Consider the following 3,415-nt stretch of genomic DNA (forward strand, 5'->3'; position numbering starts at 1 on the left):
GCGCCTGGAGTACCAGGATCTTGAACATCATCACCGCGTCCAGCGGCGGCCGACCGCCCCGGGAACGATCCTTGCGCCCCAAGGCCGCATCCAGCGTCGGACGGAAAATCTCGAAATTCACCACCGACAAAAGACGCTCCAGCGGATCGCCGCTCTTGCTCAACTCTGCATAGCGATCCTGAAGATCGAACAGCCCTGCTTGACCGGCCATGCTTCCGCCCCCCCCCCGCCTTCAAAAACAAGGGAATCACCAGAACGCCGAACACGCTACAGTTTTTCGAGGCGTCCATCAGACGACGCTTACTGAAAGCGCTGTTCCAGTTCCCGAAGAAGTCCGGCAGATCGCGCCATGGCGACCCCGTTCTGGCCAGCCAGAGCACGGCTTCCAAAAAGAGGCGGTTGTCAGCGCCAGTTCGGCCGGGATCGCCGCGCTTGCCCGGCAAATGTGGTTCCATCCGATCCCACTGATGATCCTTCAAGATCAAACGAACCCCGCTCATTCAAACCTCCTTCCCGAAAAGGAGTTTGAATCAGATTTTCGTGTCCACGGGAATCCTGAATGTCAACGTCCTGTAATCACTTCAATCCGTCGATACAGCCTGCCTTCATCCATGGCTTCAAGCCTGGAATGAAGCCTGACGCCTTCTCCCATTGTGCCCTCCGTCTCCCGTGAACCCACGCGCAATCTCGGTCACAGAAGCCGTTTCGGGAAGAAAAGGGTACGCTCGTAACCCTTATCATTGGCCTATATCAGCCGGCATACCTCGACGATGTCAGATATGGCTCGCAGTTTACGGGTTGGGCCGCCCTGATGCTCACGGCGAGCCGCAGTCGTGGCGGTATCGTTCACCATGATCATCGTATCGGCCGGGAAAGGCTCGGTGACCAGATCGTCGCGCGGGACCAGACGTACCGAGACGTCGGGATGACGCGCCATATACGACTCGGCCAACGTGCAGGCCAGCCCCTGATCTTCAAAAACCATTTCAGGGACCGGGTGGGCAACCTGAGCCAACTGATCCAGATATTCCAGAATCAACGACATCATGTGATCGCGTTGGAATGCGGCAGCCTCCTCCCGGCCAGGATCCTGTCCATAAGACATGGCTTTCAGCAGATACTGACGGGCAAGAAAGAATTTCCCGTCTTCCCGCGCCCGCAATGCACACCACAAATAATGGGAGACGACCTTCTGCGCCAGCATCCCGTCGTTGCGCGGCCGTGCGTATGCCGGAATCCCTTGGATGTACAATTCCAAATCGCTGATATGACTGAACATATAGTCCTTTTCATAAATCAGTCGCGATTGCTGGCCAGGGTGCCGGGTGACATGGGCAATCGTTTTGGGAATCATCTGAATCCGGCCATGTCGCAAGAAACAACTGATGGCATGGAAATCCAGAGGCATTTGCAACGCAAGCGGAGTCATCCATTTCATTGCAACCGAACGACGAAAAATGGGCAACTCCAGGATCCAATAGTCGGAGTAGAGCTTGACCATATCGGCCTGCGAATACGATTTTTCCTCTGGGAAGAATTGGGTGATGTTGCCAATTTCTCCAGTGTCTTCGAAATAGTCACGCCATTGGGCGAACACGGCAGAAATATCGGGTTCGCGATCCATAACCTGCTGAGCGTAAAGCACACCCTCTTCGATCAGGAAATCGTCATCGGCAATCCAGATGACATAATCGCCTGCGGCGTTGGCACAACCAGCCGAAATCGACTCCCAACTGCCCAGTGGCTTTGGCTGACGCACATAGTGCAGGCGGGGCAACACCGCACGCATGCGTTTGACCACGGCCGACGTGTCGTCCTCGGATTGGTTATCCGAAACAACGACCTCGTAGTTCAATTCTTGGAATCCTGCAATATGCCGCAGATGGCGTTCCAACTTCGCGGCACGGTTGCGTGTGCTGATGCAGATGCTAACGAGACTCACGTGGTATTCCCCAAGCGTTCCGGCTCCGGCCGTCCGGTCAGACCGAGCATAGCTTCGACGCTGCTGCGCAACCGGCGCGTCGTTGTATCGGTAGCATAGGTACAATTGGCACAGGCAGGCATCAGTTCGCCCGTCAGCAGACCGCGGCGGTACTGCTTCATAACGGGTCCATTAAAGCCTCCAGCGACGCCTCCCGGGTCTAGCGCATTGCCAATGAACTGATCCTTCACGATGCAACAGGGCAGCATGTCCCCGTTCCAGGTCATCTGCTGATAATCCCAGGGGAAGTGGCAATGTTTGGTGCGGCGAGATTCCGGAGGAAGCGGAGGGCTACCAGACAGAGAAGCAGGAGGGGCGTCGGTCAGGCACCGGTTCAGTTGTTCATGAAGCCGATCCTGCATCGTGATCGGCACGCCATGGCGCCTACACAGGTCTACGGCCCGCTCCAGTGCCTCTTTTGCCTGCATCGCAGCGTCAGGGCTCAGCGTATCCACCTTTCGGACATCCCATGCATTGGGATTATCGCGCAGATCGTTCTCACCACCTGGCACCTCCTCCAGTTCGACGAACGGATTGATCTGAACCAGCGTGAAGCCAGAAGCCAGGGCAAAGGCGACAGTGCGGTCGATGTGAATGATGTTTCGGTCATAGGCGGTGATGTTGCAAACCAAACGGGGCATCGGACGGTTCTTCAGCACCGCGGCGGCACGCACCCTCTGGAGGTTGGTGACGATAGTCCGAAGATCGGCGCGGTAGCGCACCTTTCTCATCAGCTCCGCATTGTCGCTGTCCAGGCTGATGACGACTTCCTGAAAGCGTGAAAGCACGTCGATCTCATCATCGTTGAACAAACCTTTGCAGAAATTGCTGATTATTCGCAGCTTCATGCCAATATCCAGCAGATCGCGGGCGAACTCCATCCACCCCACATAAAGAGTGGTTTCGGAGTCTCCGGCAAGCGTGACATGATCGATCGGAAACCGACGGCAGAATTCCTTGATACGATCAAGCAACTCCGGGGGCGCTTCCTTGCCCCGTCTAGTTGTCGGCGCAAAATGGCAATAGACACAGCCCAGATTACAAGACGTGTTCAGCTCCAAACACAGCTGAGGAAGAAACGGCATGTGGAGAAACCGATCAATATCGGCATCCATCAAGGTTGCACGCTCCATCGAACACCTCAGCAGCAGCAGTACAATGTATCATAAAAGCACGGAAAATATACTGACATCAAATGAACAACTTAGCAAGGTTCGGTAGGCACGGCTATCGCATTTGGCCGAGAATGGATCGCGCGTATTCGTCGGACCATCCTGCACGCTTTCGCCTGGCTCGGTGAGGTGATGTGGTGGACGGCCCTTCCACCTTCTGGGATCGGTGGCAAGTGACCCTCCTCCGAATCGGTGGACACCTCTGCTAAGCTCCAGATGGAGCGGAGAGGTCAAGAATGACGACGACACGGCGCATCTTTAC

3 protein-coding genes and 1 pseudogene are annotated in these 3,415 nt (G+C 55.8%); all 4 read right to left on the reverse strand.

Translation table 11 applies throughout. From position 1 onward, the window contains the following. Positions 1-211 (reverse strand): transposase (locus tag EJ903_RS27895; RefSeq protein ID WP_483964205.1); only part of this gene is annotated, 211 nt, incomplete at its 3' end. Between the two features lie 40 nt (positions 212-251). After that, positions 252-500: pseudogene (locus EJ903_RS27900) on the reverse strand (transposase); the annotation flags it as partial. Between the two features lie 245 nt (positions 501-745). Further along, the gene (locus EJ903_RS26050; RefSeq protein WP_158628026.1) at positions 746-1,942 is read right to left on the reverse strand and encodes a glycosyltransferase family A protein; all 1,197 of its coding nucleotides are present in this window, start codon (positions 1,940-1,942) and stop codon (positions 746-748) included. Next, positions 1,939-3,096, reverse strand: a complete 1,158-nt coding sequence (locus EJ903_RS26055; RefSeq protein WP_342772200.1) for a radical SAM protein — start codon at positions 3,094-3,096, stop codon at positions 1,939-1,941. Before EJ903_RS26055 ends, EJ903_RS26050 begins: the two co-directional genes overlap by 4 nt. Positions 3,097-3,415 lie beyond the last annotated feature (319 nt).

Source organism: Azospirillum griseum (assembly GCF_003966125.1).
In the GTDB taxonomy this organism is placed as follows: Bacteria; Pseudomonadota; Alphaproteobacteria; order Azospirillales; family Azospirillaceae; genus Azospirillum; species Azospirillum griseum.

What these genes read in the sequence shown, in the direction of transcription:
- EJ903_RS26055 (WP_342772200.1), bottom strand. Translation starts at nt 3,096, where the DNA reads ATGGATGCCGATATTGATCGGTTTCTCCACATGCCGTTTCTTCCTCAG.